This window comes from Levilactobacillus fuyuanensis, assembly GCF_003946395.1.
Lineage (GTDB): Bacteria > Bacillota > Bacilli > Lactobacillales > Lactobacillaceae > Levilactobacillus > Levilactobacillus fuyuanensis.
Genome location: NZ_RHNZ01000004.1, coordinates 114,731 through 136,355, shown reverse-complemented (window position 1 = coordinate 136,355; position 21,625 = coordinate 114,731). Strand labels below are relative to the sequence as shown.

The following is a 21,625-nucleotide window of genomic DNA, read 5'->3' as shown; positions in this document are numbered from 1 at the left end:
CACTTAGCGACTTGTCGCTTAGAGAATTGGTGGCTTTGAAACTCGGTTCACAGAGGTTCAAAGCTAAGCCTAAAGACCGCACTTTGGCTTTAGGCGTCCGCCCATGCGTTCCAGGCTATTTGTGCCGCCCGGTAAGGCGCTGACAAAGACCAACTTAACCGCGCCAAACAACATTGAAATATTGGAGGATTGCCTGAATGAATTCTTGGAATAAGGGAATCAACTGGCTGCTCGACTGGGTCCTGCGTGACCTCAAGTGGCTAGGATTTCTACTGCTGTATCTCATCGACAGCGTCTTTCTCACCCTGGCGACCCAACAAGCCAGTCACGGGAGTAGCCCCAACCGGGCAATCGGGATGATGCTGATCTACTCCGGGCTGTTGCTGGGCTTTATCACTTGGCGTTATCAGAAGCAACTACAACAAAATAATCCGCGGGACTTCGGTCGAACCCCCTTTACTGGTAAAACTGTGAGCCAATTGATTGGCTTCTTCATCTTGATGCTGGCAATTCAGTATTCATGGTCGATCTTGATTGCTACGCACATTCTGCCCAGTCCTGCCAACCAGACGGCCATCAACCAGCAGGTCACGCAACTGCCCTTCTGGAACCTGGCCTATGCGATCCTGCTGGCACCGGTATTTGAAGAACTCATCTTCCGGGGAATCTTTCTGAATTACTTCTTCAGTAAAAATACCCGACTGATGAACTTCCTTGGTATCTTTATCTCGGGAATCATCTTTGGTTTCATGCACGTCTCCAGTTTTACCCCAACGCTGATTATGTACTCCGCGCTGGGCTGGGTACTGGGCTACAGCTACCTGCATTTCCGCGATATTCGCTATGACATGACGCTTCACTTTTTAAATAACGCGTTATCTTTAATTTGATATAAATAAAGGACTGAGGCCAATTGCCCCAGTCCTTTATTTATGTACGGCCGCTTTCCCCACGATTTCCTAGTAGTCGTGGTTCGCGCGTCCTTGACGTTTTTTCTTGTACCCAGTGATGACCGTCTCGCGGGACCAGTCACCCCACGGGTTACAAACGCTTCGCTCAACTTTACATGCGGATTCCGTCAAGCTCCCTAAAATTAGGTTACCTTAGAATCTGGCCATAGTATAGAACATTATTAGCGTGATAGATAGCAAACTCCCACATATCGGGGAAGATGCCGTGCAAGGACTAAGACAAACCAAACTTACTGGTAATCATGTAATTTCTGAATAGCTCATCCATATGCTTAACGACTCAAAGATCACTTCAAATCAGTTTATTTAATCATCGTCGAATTCATTAGAACATCATAAGTCCCGTTCTAATTATAAACGGTATTTTCACATGGCTTTATAATCTGATTGCTAATTACTCCACAAACATCGATAACAGGTCTTCCTGCCGCAAGTTTTGCTTCTCCTCGCCACGGACGTCAAGCTTGATCTGGCCATCCTGAACCATGACTAACCGATTGCCATAGGTCAACGCGTCACTCATTTTGTGAGTAATCATCATCGTGGTTAATTGGTTTTCAGCCACGATGGTTTGCGTCAGGTCCATAACTTTTCGACTGGTCTGGGGGTCCAGTGCCGCCGTGTGTTCATCCAGCAACAACAGTTGGGGTTGACTCAGTGTCGCCATCAACAGGGAAAGTGCTTGCCGTTGCCCACCAGATAAGTATTTTACCTGCGTCGTCAAGCGATTCTCTAGTCCCATATCCAATGGCCGCAATAATTCCTGATAGGCTTCCGTCTGCCCGCGATGCCGGTAACGGTGAAGGCTCATACTCCCCGTATGTTGGGCCGCCAACGTCAGGTTTTCCGCCACACTGAGTTCCCCCGCCGTCCCCATCTTGGGATCCTGGAAGACCCGTGATAACCAACGTGAGCGGTAGGCAATCGGCTTGCGCGTAATGCGGTGTCCAGCCAAAGTGAGCTCTCCGGCATCGGCCGTCAACGTGCCCGCAATCGTATTGAGTAGTGTGGACTTTCCCGCGCCGTTATTCCCAATGACGGAGACGAAATCACCGGGTTCAATCGTGAGACTGACGTCCTTTAAGACGTGGCGTTCATTTGCCGTCCCGGGAAAGAAGACCTTCTGAAGGTGCTTGACGCTTAATACTGCTGTCTGTTGTCGCATGCGAATCGACTCCAATCTGTGTGAGATAACGTTTCAACTGTTGCTTCGTTTGGTATTTATTGCGGATCAGTGGCAGGCAGATCACAACGACCAGGATGCCTGCGGAAAGAATCTTCAAGTCGTCGACTGGGAAACCTAAGCCCATGGCGACGGTCAACAGAAACCGGTAAATAATCGCCCCGACAACCATCGCCGTCAGTCGAACCCACATCTGCCGACCGCGGAGGAAGATTTCCCCCACGAGGACGGAGGCCAGCCCAATCACAATCGTGCCGATTCCCATGCCAATATCAGCGTACCCGTTACTCTGAGCGATCAAAGCCCCAGACAGTGCAATACAGCCGTTAGAGACCATGTAGCCGATAATCACCATTCGGTCGGTGTAAATGCCGTTGGCCGCGCTCATCGCCGAATTATTTCCGGTCGCCATCAGGGACAACCCGAGCCGGGTCTTGAACAGCCAAATCAAGGCTGCCATGACCACACCAGTTATGATGGCGCCCACGATAATCGTCTGTAAATCAACGGACCACGTGGCTGGCAGGTAACTGGTCAACACCCGCTGGTTCAACAGGGGCACGTTAGATTTACCCATCACATGCATGTTGATCGAGTACAACCCGGTCATCGTCAAAATCCCAGCAAGCAGTGATGGCATCCGTAGCTTGGTGTCCAGCACGCCGGTCACCCACCCGGCAAGACAGCCGGCCAGAAATCCTAAGAGACTGGCCACCAGTGCCGATTGGCCGCTAACCATTGCACTGATCGTAACGGCCGCCCCAAGGGGAAAGCTCCCCTCTGTGGTCAAATCGGGAATATCTAAAATGCGAAATGTAATGAATACGCCGATAGCGAGTGGCGCCCAGAGTAGGCCCTGGCCAATACTAGTGATTAACATAACTGATCTCCCTTTCTGTCTACGGTTCTTGAATCTGACTAGTCTTTAAGCCAATCGCCTTAGCGTTAGCCTTGTTGATGTACATGTGCAGCTTCTTTGAGGTCTGAACGGCCGTCGTTTGGGGTTTCTTGTTATTTTCCAGTGCGGCGTAGGCCATCTTCCCGGTCTGCTTCCCTAAATCATAGTAGTTGATGCCGTAAGTGGCAGTCCCGCCGTCTTGGGCCATTTCAATCGAGCCGGTCACAACGGGTAATTTCGCTGCCTTAGCCTTTTGGCCGATAGTCTTCATCGCACTCGCCATCAGGTTATCGGTTGGCAGGTACAGGCCGGAAATCTTGCCCTCTAAGCCAGCCAGGACGCTGGAAACATCATTGGTGCTCGTGGCGCTAACAACCTTCAAGCTGATGTTGTGTTTCTTAGCGTAGGCTTTGGCCAGGTTGACTTGTAAGACGGAATTTTCTTCGGAAGAATTGTACATGATGCCGAGGGGCTTGTTGCCCTTGCTCATGCTGGCCAACAGCTTCAGTTGTAAGCCAACTGGCGTTAAATCGCTGGTCCCGCTGACGTTGGTCTGTGGCTTGCTGTTGGACTTGACCAAGCCAGCTGCCTTCAGATCCGTGACGGCCGTGACCAACGTTGGTGTGGTCTTGGTCTTCTTAGCCAGTGCTTGAGCGGCTGGTGTTGCGATTCCTAATAGTAAATCATTCTTTTGTTGGACCAATTGTTGACTCATTGTGTTTAAGTTGGCTTGATCCCCCTGCGCATTTAAGTAATGATATTTCACGGTCACGGACTTGTGATGGGCCTTGAGTTCTTGCTTCAAACCAGCCTTGAAACCTTGCCGTGCCTCATCGAGGGAGCCGTGTTGTACGACCTGTAAAATTCCCACGTTCAAGGTACTCTTGCTGCTAGCGTTGGACTTGCTGGAACAGCCCGCTAATGTTAAGCCCAATCCTAATAATGCAATGCTCGTCAGTAATAATTTTTTCATAATCGATTCCCTCCAGGTATGTTTGGCCAGCCGTGCTGACCGTTGTGGTGACGCTTTTCATATATGTTGATGATTGTCAGAAATGTTTGGATTTGGTTGATAAATGATTCTGGAATTTACCGGCAGTGCTGGTAAATTCTGCCCACGGATTAGATCAACTGGCTGTTTATTTAGGAGCTGGTAAACCTTGGACTGACTCAGCGCGTCCACTTTGTCGGTCCTGGCTGCTTCTGAAACGCGTTCAGTCGGGCAGGTCCCTGCGCTTAACCCAGCTAAGCACCGGCTCGGTTCCACCGAGCGGGCACTTAGCTACGTTAATGCTCAGGACCTACCGCCCTTCCTCACGCTCTAAACAAAAAAACACCAGACAGATTCTAAGTAGAATCTACCTGGTGTTATCGGGCCCGATAATATTTTCTCCAGATAGATTATACCCGTATCTATCTGGCGCTTAAGTCATGTTGAAAAACTTTAGCTTATCGATAGATACGAACGCAATTGAGCGGCGCGTTCGTATCCAACGATGCTGAATACAAACGCTATCTAAAGAAGAAGCTAAAGGCAAATTGGCTATTCAAATGAGTGAGGTTATTTTGCTTCATGAGTGAAGTTCCTTTCATTTATCAATTTACAAGTACTAGTTAACCATTAAAAAATATCGATGTCAACCCTAAATTTCTAATCTATTTCTCATTATCAGGGATTAAGCTCTGGAAATCCTGTGACCATGCCATTCCCATCGCGCCATCGCCCACGTGAACGCCGAAGCTGGGACCAATCAACGCAACGTCAAATTTTACCGTGGGGAATCGTTCCTGGGCAGCCGCCAACCACCGGGGCGTTGCCTCGGGTTGGTCCGCATTTAGAATGGTGGCTTTGACCGGATATGTTGCGGCCAGATCCACAGCAAGATCGTCGAGGAAGTCCCCGCGCGCCCCACGCCACCGCAAGGTACTGCCGGCGTATCGCATTTTACCAGACGGTTCAAAACTCAAGATGGGCTTGCCCGCGTGTAGGGGCGTACTACCGGGACCGGTCGGATTGACTTCCCCCGTGCGCAACAGCGGCTTGATTGAATCCACCACGAATACGCTGTGAATCGTCTCTCGCAGCAAGGTCATCTGGCCGAAAACTTCATCGACCGTGGCCCCGCGATTAACTAGCTCTGCCGCCAGTCGAACCTGGTCACCCATAACGGTTAAGATGCCGCGTGAATCCCACGGCCACACGTGAATGGTGTCGATGCTTTCGGCAAATGCCGCCAACGTATTCACGAATCCTGAGATGCCCAATGATGGCCCCACGATGATGACGTCGGTGTAGCCCTGTTTGACCAAGTCGTTGCAGGCCGCTTCAATCGTCTTCATCGAGAGCTGAGGAGCGGTCGGCACCACTTTCTTGGTCTTCGCCAACCGCATCAACCGGTAGTAATCCGCCGTTGAAAGATCTTGGTACTCGTGATATTGGCGATTGCCAAACATTATTGGCGCCGGCAACAAGGCGATGCGGCGCTGGTCGGCTTCGGCAAAGTCGATGCCGGCCGAAGTATCCGTCATAACTGCAATTTTCATAGTTTCTGGCAACCTCCTTGAGGTTCAAACATCTTTATTAAAATACTTTAGTGGCGCGCTGGTCACCTGCGGCTTCCAGGGATTACGCCTGCTGTGGGGACCGGCCCAAGCCAAAGCGCGGTCTTGGGCCTCGACTTGAAGCCGCCAAAAATCAGGCGGCTCCAAGCTCGTCCCGTGCTCTAAGCTGGTAAAGAACAACCAGCTAAGACCACCGTCACAGCCGACTCCATCCCTGGCTTCCTCCGGTTACAAAACTTCTTTAATTCAAAAACGTTTGAATCCAAAGTTGCTTTGCGCTTTCAAAGTTACTATTTCATGGCTCCTCAAACTCTCCACAAACAATAGACAGCCTGATACAGCCACTAACATAAGTAAAATCTGATCGACGTAATCTACGTCTCAGCGGCGTAATCGTTAAAGTCCAGTATACCAAAAATTAAAAATTATGGTTGACGGTTTTTCAGCAATGCCGTACACTAAATTTATTCGAGAAACGGAAGGAAGGAAAGTTTATATGCAAATGTCTGGCATTCAACTTAATGGACGTTGGCAAAGCCGGTAATCAAGTCGTCATCGCTGTAGATGCGACTTGAGCTCCCAGAGCGATTTTCGCATCTGCGCCGGCTAACTTTCTGATGCAATAGCCCGCACGGATGTCTTCTATCCGGTAATGCGGGCCTTTTTCTTGGGCACCCAGCCGGACTGGGTGCTCTTTTTTTGATAAAGAGTGCGGAAGCAAGCGCTTAGCTAGTGAGCATTAACGTCATTAGGTAGAAAATCCCGGGTCTGGATTTTTTGCCTAATGGGGTTAAGCGCAGCTGGCTGCTTGCTGAAGCACGTTTCGGCCATGTCGCATTAGAGAGAGAAGGTTCAAACCAATCCAACCAGGCGCCACCAGTCCCAAACAAGCCTGGTCCCACAGCTTACATAACTCACCACCCGCTTCACAGCACCTTTACGCATTTTGACCAACACAGGCAAAACCCTTCCATCCTTAAACCATCTCTGCCAAGATGAAAGCCAACGCCATTTTTCAACAATAATCATCCAAGCACCATTATCCATCAAAAACAAAAGTATCCTAAACCAGCACTTATTATAGAGAATTGAGGTTGATTGCAGCATGAAACGACTATACGGACTCATCGCCATCCTCGTGGTTTTTCTCGGCTTCGCCTTTGTTAGCGAAAGCCACAAGGAAGCGGCGACCACCAAAGAGGTTCCCACCGTCGGGATTCTCCAATTACTTTCCCATCCCGCGTTGGATGCTATTCACAAAGGCATCATCCACGGGTTAGCCGAAGAGGGCTATCACGTGGGCAAGAACGTTAAGATTGATTTTCAAAACGCCGAAAACGACCAGAGTAATCTGAAAACCATGAGCGCGCGCTTCGTCAACGAAAATGCCGATGCCATGATTGGAATCGCCACCCCAGCCGCTCAGGCATTGGCTAACGCCAGCTCCACCACCCCCGTCGTCTTGGGGGCCATCACCGATCCCGAGGGTGCCCACCTGGTCAAGAATAACAACCATCCCGGCAATAACGTCACCGGGGTCTCTGACCAAGCGCCACTGGCTGCCCAACTCAAATTGATTCAAAAGATCATGCCAAACATGAAGACACTGGGCATCATTTATACCTCGTCCGACGACTCGGCAACGGCCCAGTATCACCAGTTTGCCGCCCTTTGCAAGAAGGAACACGTCAACCTGAAGGCCTACTCCATTGCCAACACCAACGATCTGAATCAGGTCAGCCAGGAAATGGTCAGCCAAGTTGATGCCATCTACGTGCCGACCGACAACACCGTGGCGAGTGCCATGCAGACGCTGGTCGCCACGGCCACCGCTAAAAAGGTCCCCGTTTTCCCAGCCGTCGACACCATGGTCAAGGCTGGTGGCCTCGCCACGTTGAGCATCAACCAATACAAGTTGGGTGTGACTACGGGTAAGATGACCGCCGCTATTTTAAAGGGCAAGAAGCCTGCCGATACGCCAATTCACTTCGTACGTAAGGGTGAAATGACCATCAACCTGAAGACCGCACACAAGCTGGGGATTACCCTGCCGGATTCGGTCGTTAAGGAAGCCAAACAACACGGGGAGGTATACCGCTAATGAGTTTAATTGTATCCGCTATTGGACAGGGCCTGCTGTGGGCCGTCCTGGGTGTAGGGTTATTCCTCACCTTTAGAATTCTCGACTTTGCCGATATGACCGTTGAAGGCACGTTCCCACTGGGGGCAGCTACCGCGGTCGCCGCCATCAGTAACGGGATGAATCCCCTACTGGCAACGCTACTGGCCTTCGCCATTGGGGCCATTGCCGGCCTGATTACCGGGTTGCTCTACACCAAAGGTCACATTCCCATATTATTGGCTGGTATCCTGGTTATGACCGCCTGCTATTCCGTCAACTTACGGATCATGGGCCGGGCCAACGTTTCCTTACTCGGAAAATCCACGTTATTTAAGAACCATTTTCTCGCGTCCCTGCCACAGTACTTTGACAGTGTCTTCCTAGGCACGTTGGTCATGGTCGTCATCACAGGGCTCGTCATCTACTTCCTACAAACCCAACTGGGCCAAGGCTTCATCGCTACTGGGGACAACCAAACGATGGCCCGCTCGCTCGGGATTAATACTGATAACATGAAAATCATGGGTCTGATGGTCTCCAACGGCTTGATTGCCTTTGGGGGGGCGCTGGTTGCCCAGAACAACGGTTACGCCGACGTTAACATGGGGATTGGGATCATCGTCATTGCCCTTGCCTCCATCATCATTGGAGAAGTTGCTTTCGGTGATTTAACGCTGAACCAACGGCTGGTGGCGGTCTCCCTCGGGAGTATCCTCTACCGTTTCGTCCTGTTGATTGTCCTCAAGTTGGGATTCAGCGCCAACGACCTCAACCTGTTATCCTCAATCATCCTGGCACTTTGCATGATGCTGCCGGTCTTCAAGAAGACGTTTAACTTCAAGCATATTTTGAAACGGGGGCTGGATACCAATGACTAAACCATTACTCGAATTGAAAAATGTCGTGTTGAAGGTCAACCGCAACACGCCCGAGGAAATCATGATTCTTGACCACCTCAATCTGACCATCAACGCCGGTGACTTTATCACCGTGCTGGGGTCTAACGGAGCTGGGAAATCTACGCTATTCAACGCTATCGGGGGCGACCTCAGTATCGACAGCGGCCAGATTCTGCTCAACGGCAAGGACATTTCTCATGAATCCGTGGAAAAACGCACGCGCTTTCTGGCCCGGGTCTTCCAGGACCCAAAGCTGGGCACCGCACCTCGGATGAACGTCGCCGAAAACTTATTGCTGGCCGAACGTCGCGGGCAACGCCGGACGTTAGCGCCCCGCCACCTGAACAAGCAACTCGACCGTTACAAGGAAATCACGGCCACCATGCACAACGGCTTGGATGAACGCCTGACGACGGCGACCGGAAACCTCTCCGGGGGCCAACGCCAGGCACTAAGCTTCCTGATGGCCACGTTAAAGCGCCCAGAAATCTTACTGCTGGACGAACACACGGCGGCACTCGATCCACAGACCAGCCAAGACCTGATGCACCTCACCAACGAGCGGGTTCAGGAGGAACAACTGACCTGCCTGATGATCACCCACCACTTGGAAGACGCGCTGACCTATGGGAATCGACTGATTGTTCTGCACCACGGTAAGGTCACGTTCGACGTCGCCGGTGCCGATAAGGATGCGCTGACCACGGAGAAACTCTACAGCTTCTTCGCCGAGATCGAATAGGAGACCTGGCATGGAACTTGTTATTTCAAATGAACCCTTCAACCGGGCCGCGGCCCTGTCGCTCCGCCAAGCTATCTTCGTCACCGAACGGGGGATTCCCCGCGATGTCGAATTTGACGACCGCGACACTAGCGACCGGGTCTACGTGACGCTGTATCAGGATGCCACCCACCCCGTTGCCACGCTACGATTGGAACCCCAATCGCCAACCGAGATGCGCTTCGGTCGGGTCTGCACCCGTCAGGACTTGCGCGGTCAAGGTCTGGGGACACGCTTGCTGACGGCCGCCGAGGACTGGTCACGGGAGCATGGCTTCACGACCGGCGTTATCCACGGCGAGGTCAGTGCCCAGGCGTTTTACGAACGGTGCGGCTACGTTGTCAACGAAGGGCCGTTCGATGAGGACGGTGCACCCGTAGTTATTCTGCATAAAGACTTATAGGTTAAACACAATGGCGTCGATGACTTTCCGGAAATAGGAAAATCATCGACGCCATTTAGATTTATTTTAGTGTTTCCGAACCAGCCACCAGTGCTTGCCCCACAGGAAAGCGCAGACAAGTGGGCCCGCTAGAATCAGAAAGAGTCGCATAATCAGGTTCATTCCCCACCGGAGCAACCAGCCTTCCTTGGCGTCGGCATCCCCGATACGGGCGAATCCCATGTGACCCGTGTTCCCGTAATTGGACCCCATCTTCATCGCCTCTTGATCGGCGTTCATTGGCTTCTTGATTTTCTTGCCAATATCGACCGATCCATTCAGCATTTGCCGCGCCCGGTCGTACAGAAGCGGAAAGAAAACGAGATAGCTCAACACGAGATACCCATTCCACCAGGAAAGGGCCACCGACCACGCCCCGGTCTGCGTATTTAAATTGTGAATAAAGAAAATAAAGGCAAACGGGAAGATTCCCAAAAGATACTTTCTAACCATACGACCACCCTGCTCCGTCTAAAATACCGGATGTTACCCTGGCAAAATGTGATACCACGTCATTGGCTTTCTGCCGCTTCATGGCGTGTAACTTATTGAATTTTTGCATGCAGCTTAATCTAGTCTGTTCTTACAGACTGCCCAATTTAAGGGTACCATTTACGTACCCAATTAACAATCCGGCTAAACCATTTGTTGGGCATTTAATTATTATACGAAAGTAAAAAACATTTCATCGTTCTCGCCAAATCATTTTGCTATATTTCCAGGTCAAATAGTGATAATCTCGAAACGATAAGCCACGGATTGGAGAAGAATAGACGATGAAGTATCCAGAACAAGTGTTAGTAACTATTCGTATGAACCTCAACCAAAAAAAGAAAGCCGAACAGGTCGCAAACAACATGAGCATCGACCTCTCCACAGCAGTCAATCTATTCATTTCCCCAATGATTAAAGAAAATGGCCTACCTTTCAAGCCAACCAATGACTCCGTAGCCATCGATTTAGCCGGCGCACTAGAAGATATTAAGAATGGCAATGTATCGAAGTTTAACTCGGTTGATGACTTCATGAAACACCTTCACGAGCTCGAAAGCGACGATTCATCCGACAACTCCTAGAAGAGTATCTACACAGATTATTCCCCACTCTAGAATTAGATTAATCAAGGCAAGTCCTCTAATTACAGAGAACTTGCTTTTTGATTGGATTTTAAACGACGCCAAATGAAAGGGTGATGCAACGAGCCCCGGCCCATTGCATCACCCTTTCAAAACCTAGTGTTCATAAGTCTTAATCAGTCCTTGCGTCCCATCGTTGCCCAAGCCAAAGTCGTCGACCATCGCCTCGTAGAGTAGCTTGGCCTGCTTGGTTGCCGGTAAATCCAGTCCCATGCGGTCGGCCTCCTGCAGCGCAATTCGCAAGTCCTTGAGAAAATGCTTGGCGAAGAAGCCTGGGGTATAATCGCCCTTTAGAATCCGTGGCACATAGTTGTCCATGCTCCAATTGTCGGCCCCGCCACTGCTCAACGTTTCCAAGACCTGCGGCAAGTCCAGCTCAGCCGCCTTAGCGTAAACTAGCATTTCCGTCAGACCGGTCATCGTTCCGGCAATCATGATCTGGTTAGCCATCTTGGTATGTTGCCCCTTACCAGCGCCACCGAAGTAGTTCACGCGTTGCCCCACCTGTTGAAAGACGGGCAGTACGCGATCGTAAGCGGCTTGATCACCGCCGACCATCACCGTCAGCGTCGCATTCTTGGCACCGACATCCCCACCGGAGACGGGCGCATCCAATGCCTGCACGTCATGGTCGTGAGCCAAACCGGTCAATTTCACCGCCAATGCCGGGGTGCTCGTGGTCATATCTACCACGATACTCCCAGTCTGAATCCCAGCGAAAATCCCCTGTTCTCCGGTATAGACTTCCTCGACATCACTGGGATAGCCAACCATGGTCATCACCAATTGCGACTGCTGGGCGACAGCAGCGGGCGTCTCTGCCCAGGTTGCCCCAGCATCCAGAACCGTTGCGGCGTGGGCCTTCGTCCGATTGTACACGACCACCGACTGACCGGCCTTCAGTAAGTTCAACACGATGCCAGTCCCCATGACGCCGGTGCCAATAAATCCAATTTGCATAAGCGGTTGCCTCCTTGAGCTATTTGAAGTCTATGGTACCACGTCGTTGGCTGGACCGGGTAAGGAAAGGATCAGTCATCTTTAATATAAATTAGGCATCCATCCCTTGCTTTCAAGCAAGGGATGGATGCCACTATGCCCTTCGCTGACTGGCAATGTAGCTTTCTACGGTTTCCTTGCTCATGTGATGACTCCATAAATATTATTATAAGCCGTTTTGTTATGGATGCAGTATGCTCATATGGTATGCTCCTATCAAGTAAGAGGAGGTGGCAGCTTATGGCGAAGACAATGGCCCAATTACCTTATCATTATGGCGTTAAGGTTAGGGTCTTTCCTTCAACCGAACAAAAACGCCTGATCAAGCGTAACAGTGATGCCAGTCGGTTTATTTATAATCAGATGAATGGTATGAACAACGACCTATTTTGGTTAAAGCAAGTGAAGATTCCAATTACGATTGTCTTGGATCGAATCGCTGATTTGACTAAACGTCTAAGGAAGCCATCAACTGCTATCTCCAATATTCATGGGTGGTTAAATCATCCGGACTTTGACAGTCTGATGAAAGCTAATGCCATCAAGAACTATAAGACTGCCTGGAAACTATTCCGTCAGGTTCATCAAGCGGGAACTCCTAAGTTTCATAAACGCGGCTATACTCAGACCTACCAGACATCTTGCCTCTATAGTGCCAAGATAACAGTGCCATCGATGAACAATGGGAGCGTCAGGCTAACTGATACGCACCATCTATGGCTGCCAAAACTGGGACGATTCCATTTTAAGGGCTTTCCATCACACCTTTTATCACGTGCCGATGATGTCAGGGTTGGTACGATAACGGTCTCAATGGATGCTGTCGGCCATTACTTTGTGTCTCTGCAGATGGGTTCGGAATACCCTTTCGTTGGCAAGCAAAGAGTTGCGAAATCTAAGGTTGGGATTGATCTAAATCTTGATAACTTTTTGACGGACTCCAATGGGCAGGTGATTGCTAATCCACGTTACTACCGGATGATTAAGGGAAAGCTGGCTAAAGCCCAGCGGAAACTGTCACGGCGGGCTAGACGAGCTAAAAAGGGCCAACGACGGTTATCAGAATCTAAGAATTATCAAAAGCAAAGGTTACTAGTGGCTAAGTTACAGCTTAAAGTTGCTAACCAACGTAAGAACTTCCTGCACCACATCTCTACGACCTTGATCAAAAACCACGATTTAGTCGTAGCTGAAGAACTGCGGAGTAAAAATATGTTGCGGGACCACGCTTTGGCAATGAGTATTTCGGACGTTGGCTGGCGAACACTATTGGGTATGCTGTCCTACAAAGCTGATTTGTACGGCCGTAAGTTTCTGACTGTCAATCCCCGAAATACTACGCAAACTTGTAGCCATTGTGGGCACATCATGACCGGTAAGAACAAGCTGACGTTGGCTGACCGCAAGTGGACGTGTCCTAGTTGTGGCACGTTTCATGTGCGTGATCACAACGCAGCTAAAAATGTTTTAGCAAAGGGTTTAGCAACCTTGTAAGCAATGAGTCCGCCTGGCAACCTGCGGACCTAAAAGGCTTTGGTAATTAGCGGATAAGTCCTATTCGTAGGCAATCGCTGTATCTAAGCAAATTGTGGTCACCATGCCGTGGGGTGTGGTTCTCACAAGCGCCCGTTTTTAAACGGGCGTGGTTGACCCGCGAATCCTACGAAAATTGACAACTCCCTGCCACGTCAAATCTCACGCACAAAGATAACTTCTACCTGCTTAATTCTCCTACTTCCCAACGATTACGACCATCTCTTCATTTGTATCATCCTATTATTTAATTAATGGATAACACGATTTCCCAAACTTTCTGATAAAAAACTGAGACAAGATCGTTGAAATTTACATTGGTATTAGTATCAGGCCAAGTTCTTGAAAGAACATCTGCACACAAAAAAACGTCACCCAGCATAACGACTTGCTGAGTGACGCCCAATTCAGAATTAAAAGTTTGCTAACTAGCCTATGCGGTTAAGGAAAGCAACTCGTTTAGCCGGAGGAGGCCAGGGATGGCGCCAGCCGTGGCAACGCTGTTAGACCGGGCGCTTTTTCCCCGGCCTTACAGTGTGGGACGTGTTTGGAAACTCGCATGAACCTCGCGAGGTTTCAAACCGAGCCGGAAGCCCGTCCTTCGGCTGCAGGCGTTCCCCACAGCGGCAGAATCTCTGGCAGCCGCAGGCGAACAAAACCGGTTAGTTGCCGTTTTCGACCTCGCCGAAGTGGTAGGCCTTACCGTTAACCGTGTAATTCGTCCAACTGGCAATTGCATCAAAAGTATCGTCAGTGGGATTGATTCCCAGGCTCCCCGTCGTCTTCTTATTGACGATTGTCAGCCGGTAGTGCCCTTTGCTGAGCTTCTTGTTAGGCAGCCCCTTTATTGCCTTATTGTAGTCAATCTTTGTCGTGTTCCCCTTGACCGTCACTTTCGACACTTTCACTGAACGTGTTGGCTTATACACGTTGGTTGAATCTGCCCAGCGTGACCCGAACAAATGGGAATCCTTGGCCATTGCGGCCTTGCTGTAATACTGCAAGTAGTTATCCAGCGTCAGATAGAAGCCTGGCGTTGGCTCGGCCGCCATATTCGTACTATTGGCCGTATATCCCTTGCCGTTCAAGAAGACTTGCGTCCGAATCGGTGCCTTCAGTGCCACGTACTTGAAGTTGGCCTTGGTAAACGGAATCGTCGCGATGTTCTTATACTTGAGTGTTTTGGCCCGTTTGTAGTTGATCACACCATACGTAAACAGCGCAGTCGTCTTCACGCCACCATGACCATCACTCATCGACATAATGCTCTCGGCATCCAACAACGTGTTCTTCTTAACCTTAACTTGCTTGTATTTGCCATTAGTCTTCTTATAAATGCCGACGTACATAGCCTTCTTCGTCCGCACGTAGCCGACATTCCCTGTTAAATACTTACTGCTGGTTGCAGCATTGGCCGTAGTTGCCCCAACGCCGACAACGGCCAGACCAACAACTGCGGCCAGCCACCATTTCACATGTACTTTCATCTTGTTTCCTCCCGTATGATTCTCAATGTAATCGGTGGTTCTTATCATTAACCACCGTAATGCCTACTCCTGAAGAATGACCTTCTACTCTGTTCCAAAAACCAGTATACCCTATGAAACTTAAAATTATGTGTCAAACACCTTACAAAAATAGTGGCTGCCATTCGTAAACAACTGGTGCCTTGGTATCACCCGTTTCAATGAATAAAAAGGACCCGAGAATTAATCTCAGGTCCACGTCTATTAAGATTCAGTTGAATGCGATGGCTTCTTATCGTCCTCAGCCTTGGCTTGTGGCTGCCGCCGCTTGCGGATTGCATGAATGATCAACGTTAAGATAATGGCGCCGATCACGATAATTCCGAATATGGTTGCCGGAATTTCGATGTCGATAGCGGGAATCGAGATGAACAGCTTAACGGCAATCAAGCCAATCAAGATGTACGCCATTGGTTCCAGCTCCGGAATCCGCCGCATGAGTTTCATGATCACCTCAGCGACACCCCGCATAGCGAGGATCCCAATCAAGCCCCCAATCAACACGATGACCGGATTGTTGGAGATGGCCAGTGAAGCCAACACGGAGTCCACGGAGAAGATGATGTCCATCATTTCGATCTGCATCACAACGGACCAGAACAACGGTAAGAGCCGCTTCTTTTTATCCTTAACCAACTTACGCGTGTGCTTGACCCGCGTTTTACTGAAGTATTGGAAGACCAGGAAGACCAGATAGAGTGCCCCAACGACCTTAATTTCCCAGAAATTAATGAGGTATACCCCCAGCCCAATGATGATGAACCGGAAGATATACGCCCCCCAGATACCGTAGAACAGGGATTCTTCCTGTTGCTTACGGGTCGGTAACGATTGCGTTTGCGCGGCAAGAACCACGGCGTTATCGACGGACAACAGGCACTCAATCAGTACCAGTGAGAAGATAATCAGCCAGTCATTACCAGAAGTAATCACGGTTTCCCAGTTATGAAGATCAAAGAATGGGCCATACATTTGGCCTAAAAAGTGTAACAACGCTAGCTTCAGCTCCTTAGCTTGAAAGTTATTAAGATTGTTTCTGCCGTCAATCCATTAACAGCCACAACTATCGTGACCATTTGGACCAGTCAGTTCAACAAAAAATAAGTAAACACACCGATGCTCAGCAATCGAAAACGAGTCAAAACGCACTAGCCGCTTGCATCGCCATCAATTATAAACTTATTTTTATCTGGATAAGTTTACCACATTCCCCCTTAACTTGCGACTCATTTATTTGCTTTGCCCCACAACTAATTAACAGGTTAGTTAGCTTGCTTAACTCGTTCATGAAATAAACGATTGAAAATATAACCGGAGCGCGTTAATATGGGACTGGCATTTGGGGAAACTTAGACCGACTTTTAGGGAATGGATGATAAATTTTGAAGAAAATTGTGACAATTTTGGGGTTAACTCTCGCGTGTGCGTTTGCTGGTAGCCTGCCGACAATTTCCGCCGACGCTAGCAGCTATCTGGGGATCAAGAGCACGACCAACACCAGTTACAACGCACGTTTCGTCAATCAAAGTAGCCGTAACGACGGCATCTACTATTACGCACCCTACTACACCCAGCGGTCGGCTAAGACCCGTGACGCTAGTGGTAAGAACTGGCAACATCGGTTCGTAAAGGTCAGCCAGGTGGCGACCCTCTCGAATGGTGTGCAATTCGCCAAGTTCTCCTGGTACGGGAAGACCATTGGCTGGGTCGACGTGCGGGCGCTGCAGAAGTTCAGTCGCAGTCAAAATGCGAAGGTTCTCCTGAACAACGCCCACTTCCAAGGCCGCGCCATGCTGTTCAATAACTATGCCAACGGCGCCAGCAACGTCAGTGTTGGCTATGCCGATGCGGCTACTAAGACGCTGAACGCAGCCGACACCATCTACCCCATCGCCTCACTTCAGAAGGTGATGACCGGTGCGCTCATCGTGCAACTTGCCGGACAAGGCAAGCTGTCGCTGAACAACAAGCTCAGTCAGTACTACCCGGGCGTCAAGAACAGTAGTAAGATCACGCTCCGCCAGCTACTCAACCAACGTTCAGGCATCGACATGGATGAATCGACACCTAGCAGTGTCCTCACCTCACAGTCTGCTGAGATCAACTATACGTTGAATCAGCTCAAGGTTGGCAGTAATGGGAGCTTCAACTACACCAACGCCAACTTTACCCTACTCGCTGGGGTCGCCTCAAAGGTGACCGGCCAGACCTACGATCAACTGGTTCAGAAGCGGATCATCGCACCACTTGGCTTGAAGAACACTTACTCGTGGAATAACCTGCCCCGTAGCGGTTCCATCGCTAACGGGTACAGTTACGCCAACGGTAAGAGCTACAACTCTAACAATGCCTCACAGAAATTAGTGTCCTCGCTACTCGGTGCAGGTAATTACTACTCGACACCAGCCGACTACTACAAGATTCAGCAGGGCCTACGCAATGGCAAGATTCTGACAACTAATCAATATTACGACCTCTCCAACGACTACAAGTTGAACTATGCCGGTGGATTGTATCACTATAGCCACAGTATGAAACGCGTTCGCGGGACCCTCAGCGGTGCGGGCTACGAAACTGTGCTGTACGGATCGGAAGGTAATAAATCCGGCGTCATCCTCTTTGCCAACCAGGCGCCAACCATGCCGATGGACAATCTGGCTAAAACGCTCTACGATCTCGCACGGTACTACAACGAAAACTAACGCATCATATGCCCTACTTATGGCGGTTAATGCGTTAGGTATCGGTAACTTGAAGGATGCCAATTCATTTGGTAAGTAACGTCAAACGAGGCAGTACCAGCGTCAATGCCGGTACTGCCTCGTTTGTTATCTCATTTAAGTGTCATAATCATTTAAATTGTAAGTAGCAATCAAGTTCGTCAACTTCTTGGCATAGCTTGGATCAGTAGCGTACCCGTTGTTCTGCAATAGCTTGGCCGCCGTCTTGTAGTCCGTCACCGTTTGCTTGAAGTAACTCCGCTTGAGCAACGCATCGTGATCCAAGATTGCCGCCGTTAGGTTCGGATAATCCCGAAAGTTAGCCCGTACTGAAATCTTCTTGCCGTTGACGTATTCGTTCGTCCAAAACGACTTGGACTTACCCTCGTAGCTGCCCTTCACCCCAAACGGGTTGTTGGCCTGTCGGAACAGACCCGATGTTCCCCAACTGGATTCCAGAATGGCTTGAGCAATGACGATGCTGGGCAAGACTTGCCCATTCTGCCGGTAAACTCTGACCGCTGGTTTCGCCATCTTCGCGATGAATTTCTTCTGTGCGGCCGTCTCGTTATCGGTCGCGCCTGTATCCGTCTGCTCAATGCGCTGAGCTTGAATATCGGTCTTGATCTTACCGCGCACTAACAGCGCGCCACCGAGAACCAACAGGACCATGACGAAGATCCAGGTAGCTGTCGCGGGATTATGACTCGATTTTCTTTTCGTTCTTCGACGCTTAGGCACCCGGATTCCTCCAATCTCAGTTATAATGTTCTCAATTATAACGAGTTTTTCGTTAGATGGAATTAATTATCCAAACCCTCAACAAAACTTAAACTTTACCCAGAAAGGAGATCACTATGTTACTAAGTGCCAGTGCCGCTATAATCTTTTTAATTATTTTACTGACTATTTGGGACCCCCACGGTCTGGCCAGTGCGGTGATCACCGTGCTGGGTGGGGGCTTAATCACCTTATTTGCCACCCTATCTCCTCATCCCTGGGCGGCGCCACTGGCAGGTTTGGGCAAGCTCATTATTTTAGCCATCGGTGCTTGGAGCCTCTTCACACTGCTTCTAATCATTGGCACCCCCAGCCTGGTCGTCCGCAAACGGGAACGACTGACGTTGGGGCTCATCGCCGGCATCTGGATTTGGCTGTTCCTGGGTGGTGCCTGGCTGTATGCCGTGAGCCACGGCACCTTCAACGATACCATTTGGCCATGGCTGAGTTTCATTCCCGCCTTCAGCCTCTACCTGGGCATCCTCTTTGCGGCCAGCATCGTGGGCTACCTACGCGCCATCTGCTTTCGTGCCCGGCACGCCGACACCCTCGTGATTCTAGGAGCCGGCCTGCTAAATGGCAATCAGATTGGCCGCGTGTTAGGCGCACGGCTCGACACCGCTCTCGCCTTTGCCAACCGGCAGGATCACCCGGTGACGCTAATTGTCAGCGGTGGTCAGGGACCGGATGAAACGACCAGTGAGGCCGCGGCCATGGCCGACTACCTGGAGCGTCACGGCTATCCGGCCGAGCTAATTGTTCAAGAGACTGCGGCTACTAATACACGAACCAATCTGCTGAACAGCCAACGACTCTGGTGGCGACTGCCCAATCAGGGTGGCCGGGTCGTGCTAGTCACCAACGGCTATCATCTCTTTCGCACGCGCCTACTCGCACAACACCTCCGCTTACACGTGGGGGGCTACCCGGCGTCAACACGCCTCGGCTACCTGCCGGTTGGGTGGGCCCGTGAATTTCTGGCGCTGATTATGCTACATCCCCGAATCCACCGGGGTGTGCTGATTGGCATGGTCGCAACGAACTTGTTGTGGATGCTGGCGTAATTACAAAAGGTGCGATGACAGAAATCATCACACCTTTTCTATACTCAAGTTTATATTGCCGAAACGTGTTCCACAAGGCAGCTAGTTCCGCTTAACCCCGATTTCTGGAAAATCAAGGCCCTGGATTTTCCAGAAATCGACGTTAATACTCGCTAGCTAACCGCCTCATGTCGCACTATTCTAATTTAAAGACGTCACACTAAGTTGGTTGGAGACCTCATAGAATTTTGGTTCCGTCCACGTTAGCATTTCCGGTGTTAATTTCAGCTGGACCACATCCAAGCGATTGTACGGTTGGAAGTAATACGTCAGCGATTCGCTACAGGTCGCCGCGCGGTAGACGGAGTAGGTCGGCCGATAACGGTGGCTCTTGGGTACCGCCACGCTATCTAGCAGATGCCACGCGCTGATAATACCCTCGTTCTCATCGGCTGGAAGGTCGGCGCGTTCCTTGTAATAGGCTGCTCGGACGAATCGACCACCAGGAGTAAAGGACCCACTAGGCACCGGCTTACCGGAGAAACGGCCGGTCGTGACGTGGGGCTCGTTCAGCGGCACCGTCCCAGCTTCGAAGTCATCGGTATAGTTGACGTACTGACCGAGACGTTCAAGCTGCAACTCAAAGTCCTTGCTGTTGGTAACCACACCCAACGGATTCTCGCGAACACGCATGGGAAAGTGGGTCGGCTCAATCACCACGGTCCGGCCGGTACGGTCGACCACGGCAAAGTGTAATTCGGAGTCGCCGATATTATTCACGGCATATGCGCCACTCATCAGCTGGATTTCATCAAGGTGCGCTTCAATATCGGCTACAGAGGCGAAGTTCGCCAGCAGGTAAAAGGAAAATTCGTACGGTGCCAAGTGAACTTGACCAGGCGTAGGCTTCTCGACCAGCTGGGAACCGTTGGCAAACGTCAACTTCTGCACGCTCAATCCCATCTCGTTGACACCATCGGACACGTCGATTTCGTTATGGTGAGCCCCCCCGCCGCCGATCAAGGCGTAGCGGTTGGTGTGCCAGTGATTGTCAAAGACACTCTGCCACTGAAAGCCACGCGGCACGAACAACGGCTGGACATAGAGCGCATGCCAGTCCATGGTCCGCGCTAGGATGTGACTGCCATCCTTGGCAATTTGTAAGATACTGGTACACATGGCAAATACCCTCCTTTTCCTTAATCAATTGAGTGACGTTAGTTTAAAATAGTCATGATTGATATTAACTGCGCCTTACCGGGTGGTGAAAATCGCCTGGGCCACTGAGGGCGGACCGTCCGGAGCCACAGTACGTTCTCCAGACTTGGGTTCGAACCTCTGAGAACCGAGTTTCAAACCCACCAATGTTCTAAGTGGCATAGCCCGCCGCTAAGAACATTCCCACAGTTAAGGCAATTTTCACCACCCTCACGGCTTACACAGCTTGAACCATCACAAGCAAAGGTAACCCAAGCTACTAGTCATTGGCCCGATTAATATCTACTAAAAGATGTCCAGTTACTACGCCGCACTGATCTTAGATATAGATCACAAATTGCACGGTCACAACACCTCTGGCCTTCTTCGGCAACGCTAATTGCTAACCATGCAGTTGTGGCATCAATACGCTCTACTTACACTAGTCACGACAACACAAACCATGAATTTATATATGCAATTATTGTTGCCAACAAGGTTAATCTAGTTAATTAAGTTTACGTGAAAACAACTGAAACGGCAATTAAAGTGGCTTGGCCGCATCTTCTAAGAAGGCTTGGAACCGCTCATCGATTTCTTTTTGGCGATCGGTAACGTTCTTTGCCGGTTCGGCAGCATTTGCCGTAATCTCTAAATAAGCAAACATAATCTGGCTGGCATCGAGGTGATACTGGGCCGCTAGCTTGAGGGCCAAGTCGAATCGGTCAGGCGTCAACATGGCTGCGTAGGGGCTCTGGTAGGCTTGATGGTGCTTTGTCATGGATTCACGTTCTTTCTTTTAGTTAGTTATAAGGACTTCTACTTTACCGCAA

General features: G+C 50.2%; 20 protein-coding genes. 9 read left to right on the top strand and 11 right to left on the bottom strand.

The window, feature by feature from the left end; all coding sequences use genetic code 11:
- Positions 1-197: 197 nt before the first annotated feature.
- Complete coding sequence (locus EKM73_RS02770; protein WP_125700469.1) at positions 198-890, top strand: CPBP family intramembrane glutamic endopeptidase; 693 nt, start codon at positions 198-200, stop codon at positions 888-890.
- A gap of 475 nt (positions 891-1,365) precedes the next feature.
- Here the strand turns inward: EKM73_RS02770 and EKM73_RS02765 are convergent, their stop codons facing one another.
- The 4 genes from EKM73_RS02765 to EKM73_RS02750 all read right to left on the bottom strand — a co-directional run bounded on the left by EKM73_RS02765 (position 1,366) and on the right by EKM73_RS02750 (position 5,596).
- Positions 1,366-2,136, bottom strand: coding sequence for an ABC transporter ATP-binding protein (locus EKM73_RS02765; RefSeq protein ID WP_125700468.1), 771 nt, complete (start codon positions 2,134-2,136; stop codon positions 1,366-1,368).
- A complete protein-coding gene (locus EKM73_RS02760) occupies positions 2,066-3,034 on the bottom strand; it encodes an ABC transporter permease (RefSeq protein ID WP_125700467.1) in 969 nt (322 codons plus the stop codon). Before EKM73_RS02760 ends, EKM73_RS02765 begins: the two co-directional genes overlap by 71 nt.
- A gap of 19 nt (positions 3,035-3,053) precedes the next feature.
- The gene (locus tag EKM73_RS02755) at positions 3,054-4,025 is read right to left on the bottom strand and encodes an ABC transporter substrate-binding protein (RefSeq protein WP_125700466.1); all 972 of its coding nucleotides are present in this window, start codon (positions 4,023-4,025) and stop codon (positions 3,054-3,056) included.
- 683 nt (positions 4,026-4,708) lie between these two features.
- Positions 4,709-5,596: a DegV family protein gene (locus EKM73_RS02750; protein ID WP_125700465.1), complete on the bottom strand. Its 888-nt coding sequence runs from the start codon at positions 5,594-5,596 to the stop codon at positions 4,709-4,711.
- 1,123 nt (positions 5,597-6,719) lie between these two features.
- Here EKM73_RS02750 and trpX point away from each other — a divergent pair.
- Genes trpX through EKM73_RS02730 form a run of 4 tightly spaced genes read left to right on the top strand, consistent with a single transcriptional unit; the run spans position 6,720 to position 9,819 of the window.
- Positions 6,720-7,715: a tryptophan ABC transporter substrate-binding protein gene (trpX, locus tag EKM73_RS02745; protein ID WP_125700464.1), complete on the top strand. Its 996-nt coding sequence runs from the start codon at positions 6,720-6,722 to the stop codon at positions 7,713-7,715.
- A complete protein-coding gene (locus tag EKM73_RS02740) occupies positions 7,715-8,614 on the top strand; it encodes an ABC transporter permease (protein WP_125700463.1) in 900 nt (299 codons plus the stop codon). Before trpX ends, EKM73_RS02740 begins: the two co-directional genes overlap by 1 nt.
- On the top strand, positions 8,607-9,377 hold the full coding sequence (locus tag EKM73_RS02735) for an ABC transporter ATP-binding protein (RefSeq protein WP_125700462.1): 771 nt from the start codon (positions 8,607-8,609) through the stop codon (positions 9,375-9,377). Before EKM73_RS02740 ends, EKM73_RS02735 begins: the two co-directional genes overlap by 8 nt.
- Before the next feature lie 10 nt (positions 9,378-9,387).
- Complete coding sequence (locus EKM73_RS02730; protein ID WP_125700461.1) at positions 9,388-9,819, top strand: GNAT family N-acetyltransferase; 432 nt, start codon at positions 9,388-9,390, stop codon at positions 9,817-9,819.
- Between the two features lie 66 nt (positions 9,820-9,885).
- Here the strand turns inward: EKM73_RS02730 and EKM73_RS02725 are convergent, their stop codons facing one another.
- The gene (locus EKM73_RS02725; RefSeq protein WP_125700460.1) at positions 9,886-10,311 is read right to left on the bottom strand and encodes a hypothetical protein; all 426 of its coding nucleotides are present in this window, start codon (positions 10,309-10,311) and stop codon (positions 9,886-9,888) included.
- Between the two features lie 323 nt (positions 10,312-10,634).
- On the opposite strand from EKM73_RS02725, the gene EKM73_RS02720 reads away from it, so the two are divergent.
- Complete coding sequence (locus EKM73_RS02720; protein ID WP_125700459.1) at positions 10,635-10,934, top strand: type II toxin-antitoxin system RelB/DinJ family antitoxin; 300 nt, start codon at positions 10,635-10,637, stop codon at positions 10,932-10,934.
- 156 nt (positions 10,935-11,090) lie between these two features.
- Here EKM73_RS02720 and EKM73_RS02715 read toward each other — a convergent pair whose 3' ends face one another.
- On the bottom strand, positions 11,091-11,954 hold the full coding sequence (locus EKM73_RS02715) for an NAD(P)-dependent oxidoreductase (RefSeq protein WP_125700458.1): 864 nt from the start codon (positions 11,952-11,954) through the stop codon (positions 11,091-11,093).
- Positions 11,955-12,233: 279 nt separating this feature from the next.
- Between EKM73_RS02715 and EKM73_RS02710 the strand changes: the two genes are divergently transcribed.
- Positions 12,234-13,487, top strand: a complete 1,254-nt coding sequence (locus tag EKM73_RS02710; RefSeq protein ID WP_125700457.1) for an RNA-guided endonuclease InsQ/TnpB family protein — start codon at positions 12,234-12,236, stop codon at positions 13,485-13,487.
- Between the two features lie 701 nt (positions 13,488-14,188).
- On the opposite strand, the gene EKM73_RS02705 is transcribed toward EKM73_RS02710, so the two are convergent.
- Together EKM73_RS02705 and EKM73_RS02700 are read right to left on the bottom strand one after the other, a co-directional pair.
- Positions 14,189-15,013, bottom strand: coding sequence for a hypothetical protein (locus EKM73_RS02705; protein ID WP_125700456.1), 825 nt, complete (start codon positions 15,011-15,013; stop codon positions 14,189-14,191).
- A gap of 243 nt (positions 15,014-15,256) precedes the next feature.
- A complete protein-coding gene (locus EKM73_RS02700) occupies positions 15,257-16,024 on the bottom strand; it encodes a TerC family protein (protein ID WP_164508838.1) in 768 nt (255 codons plus the stop codon).
- Between the two features lie 410 nt (positions 16,025-16,434).
- On the opposite strand from EKM73_RS02700, the gene EKM73_RS02695 reads away from it, so the two are divergent.
- Positions 16,435-17,754, top strand: coding sequence for a serine hydrolase (locus EKM73_RS02695; RefSeq protein ID WP_125700454.1), 1,320 nt, complete (start codon positions 16,435-16,437; stop codon positions 17,752-17,754).
- Between the two features lie 135 nt (positions 17,755-17,889).
- Here the strand turns inward: EKM73_RS02695 and EKM73_RS02690 are convergent, their stop codons facing one another.
- The gene (locus EKM73_RS02690) at positions 17,890-18,513 is read right to left on the bottom strand and encodes a glycoside hydrolase family 73 protein (protein ID WP_125700453.1); all 624 of its coding nucleotides are present in this window, start codon (positions 18,511-18,513) and stop codon (positions 17,890-17,892) included.
- Between the two features lie 116 nt (positions 18,514-18,629).
- Between EKM73_RS02690 and EKM73_RS02685 the strand changes: the two genes are divergently transcribed.
- Positions 18,630-19,616: a YdcF family protein gene (locus tag EKM73_RS02685; RefSeq protein ID WP_125700452.1), complete on the top strand. Its 987-nt coding sequence runs from the start codon at positions 18,630-18,632 to the stop codon at positions 19,614-19,616.
- A 180-nt stretch (positions 19,617-19,796) separates the two neighbouring features.
- On the opposite strand, the gene EKM73_RS02680 is transcribed toward EKM73_RS02685, so the two are convergent.
- Positions 19,797-20,774: a linear amide C-N hydrolase gene (locus EKM73_RS02680; RefSeq protein ID WP_125700451.1), complete on the bottom strand. Its 978-nt coding sequence runs from the start codon at positions 20,772-20,774 to the stop codon at positions 19,797-19,799.
- Positions 20,775-21,336: 562 nt separating this feature from the next.
- Positions 21,337-21,573, bottom strand: coding sequence for a hypothetical protein (locus EKM73_RS02675; RefSeq protein ID WP_125700450.1), 237 nt, complete (start codon positions 21,571-21,573; stop codon positions 21,337-21,339).
- Positions 21,574-21,625: the final 52 nt, after the last annotated feature.

What these genes read in the sequence shown, in the direction of transcription:
- EKM73_RS02770 (WP_125700469.1), top strand. Translation starts at nt 198, where the DNA reads ATGAATTCTTGGAATAAGGGAATCAACTGGCTGCTCGACTGGGTCCTG.
- EKM73_RS02765 (WP_125700468.1), bottom strand. Translation starts at nt 2,136, where the DNA reads ATGCGACAACAGACAGCAGTATTAAGCGTCAAGCACCTTCAGAAGGTC.
- EKM73_RS02760 (WP_125700467.1), bottom strand. Translation starts at nt 3,034, where the DNA reads ATGTTAATCACTAGTATTGGCCAGGGCCTACTCTGGGCGCCACTCGCT.
- EKM73_RS02755 (WP_125700466.1), bottom strand. Translation starts at nt 4,025, where the DNA reads ATGAAAAAATTATTACTGACGAGCATTGCATTATTAGGATTGGGCTTA.
- EKM73_RS02750 (WP_125700465.1), bottom strand. Translation starts at nt 5,596, where the DNA reads ATGAAAATTGCAGTTATGACGGATACTTCGGCCGGCATCGACTTTGCC.
- trpX (WP_125700464.1), top strand. Translation starts at nt 6,720, where the DNA reads ATGAAACGACTATACGGACTCATCGCCATCCTCGTGGTTTTTCTCGGC.
- EKM73_RS02740 (WP_125700463.1), top strand. Translation starts at nt 7,715, where the DNA reads ATGAGTTTAATTGTATCCGCTATTGGACAGGGCCTGCTGTGGGCCGTC.
- EKM73_RS02735 (WP_125700462.1), top strand. Translation starts at nt 8,607, where the DNA reads ATGACTAAACCATTACTCGAATTGAAAAATGTCGTGTTGAAGGTCAAC.
- EKM73_RS02730 (WP_125700461.1), top strand. Translation starts at nt 9,388, where the DNA reads ATGGAACTTGTTATTTCAAATGAACCCTTCAACCGGGCCGCGGCCCTG.
- EKM73_RS02725 (WP_125700460.1), bottom strand. Translation starts at nt 10,311, where the DNA reads ATGGTTAGAAAGTATCTTTTGGGAATCTTCCCGTTTGCCTTTATTTTC.
- EKM73_RS02720 (WP_125700459.1), top strand. Translation starts at nt 10,635, where the DNA reads ATGAAGTATCCAGAACAAGTGTTAGTAACTATTCGTATGAACCTCAAC.
- EKM73_RS02715 (WP_125700458.1), bottom strand. Translation starts at nt 11,954, where the DNA reads ATGCAAATTGGATTTATTGGCACCGGCGTCATGGGGACTGGCATCGTG.
- EKM73_RS02710 (WP_125700457.1), top strand. Translation starts at nt 12,234, where the DNA reads ATGGCGAAGACAATGGCCCAATTACCTTATCATTATGGCGTTAAGGTT.
- EKM73_RS02705 (WP_125700456.1), bottom strand. Translation starts at nt 15,013, where the DNA reads ATGAAAGTACATGTGAAATGGTGGCTGGCCGCAGTTGTTGGTCTGGCC.
- EKM73_RS02700 (WP_164508838.1), bottom strand. Translation starts at nt 16,024, where the DNA reads ATGTATGGCCCATTCTTTGATCTTCATAACTGGGAAACCGTGATTACT.
- EKM73_RS02685 (WP_125700452.1), top strand. Translation starts at nt 18,630, where the DNA reads ATGTTACTAAGTGCCAGTGCCGCTATAATCTTTTTAATTATTTTACTG.
- EKM73_RS02680 (WP_125700451.1), bottom strand. Translation starts at nt 20,774, where the DNA reads ATGTGTACCAGTATCTTACAAATTGCCAAGGATGGCAGTCACATCCTA.
- EKM73_RS02675 (WP_125700450.1), bottom strand. Translation starts at nt 21,573, where the DNA reads ATGACAAAGCACCATCAAGCCTACCAGAGCCCCTACGCAGCCATGTTG.